Consider the following 1176-nt stretch of genomic DNA (forward strand, 5'->3'; position numbering starts at 1 on the left):
TTCGTTATTTAGCGAAATAACGAATGAATGTCCAGGGCCGCTGGATCGCCGGGATGGGGGCGGGCTTGCCCGCGTCCGGCGCGGGGGGCCCTTGCCTGTCCGGCGCTTGCCGTGCCGGGGTGCCTTGGACTAGCGTGCGGCCACCCTCGCAACCCCATCATATGGATAAGCCCATGGCCACAGAGACGACGTCCGATCGGGTCCTCATTCTCGATTTCGGGTCGCAGGTGACCCAGCTCATCGCCCGGCGGGTGCGCGAGGCGGGGGTGTTTTGCGAGATCCATCCCTACTCCATGTCCGAGGATGCCATCCGGGCTTACGCGCCCAAGGCCATCATCCTGTCGGGCAGCCCGGCCTCGGTGACGGAAGAGGGCAGCCCCCGCGCCCCCGGCATCGTCTTCACCGCCGGCGTTCCCGTGCTGGGCATCTGCTATGGGCAGCAGACCATGTGCGAGCAGTTGGGCGGCAAGGTGGAGCCGGGCGAGACGCGGGAGTTCGGCCGCGCCTTCGTGGATGTGAAGGAGCCCTGCGCCCTGTTCGAGGGCGTGTGGCAGGTCGGCGCGCGCGAGCAGGTGTGGATGAGCCACGGCGACCGCGTCGCCAAGCTGCCGGAAGGTTTCCGCATCGTGGCGACCAGCGAGGGCGCGCCCTACGCCATCATCGCCGACGACGCCCGCCGTTTCTATGCCGTGCAGTTCCATCCGGAGGTGGTGCACACCCCACATGGCGACGCGCTGATCCGCAATTTCCTGTTCTCCGTTTCCGGCCTGTCGGGCAGCTGGACCATGGCCGCCTTCAAGGCCCAGGCCATCGAGAAGATCCGCGCCCAAGTCGGCACCGGCAAGGTCATCTGCGGCCTGTCCGGCGGCGTCGACAGCTCGGTGGCCGCCGTGCTGATCCATGAAGCCATCGGCGACCAGCTGACCTGCATCTTCGTCGACACCGGCCTGATGCGCGCGGGTGAGGCGGATGAGGTGGTGACCCTGTTCCGCGACCACTACAACATCCCGCTGGTGCATGTGGACGCGGCCGACCTGTTCCTGGGCAAGCTGGCCGGCGTCAGCGACCCGGAGGTGAAGCGCAAAACCATCGGCGCCACCTTCATCGAGATCTTCGATGCCGAGGCCAAGAAGATCGGCGGCGCCGGCTTCCTGGCCCAGGGCACGCTCACCCCGA

Annotated in this window: 1 protein-coding gene; it reads left to right on the forward strand. The window is 67.3% G+C overall.

The genetic code is table 11. The features are described from left to right. Positions 1 to 173: 173 nt before the first annotated feature. A partial coding sequence (gene guaA / locus I55_RS02340) for a glutamine-hydrolyzing GMP synthase (protein ID WP_044558868.1) occupies positions 174 to 1176 on the forward strand: 1003 nt, incomplete at its 3' end.

This window comes from Azospirillum sp. B4 (assembly GCF_000333275.1).
In the GTDB taxonomy this organism is placed as follows: domain Bacteria; phylum Pseudomonadota; class Alphaproteobacteria; order Azospirillales; family Azospirillaceae; genus Nitrospirillum.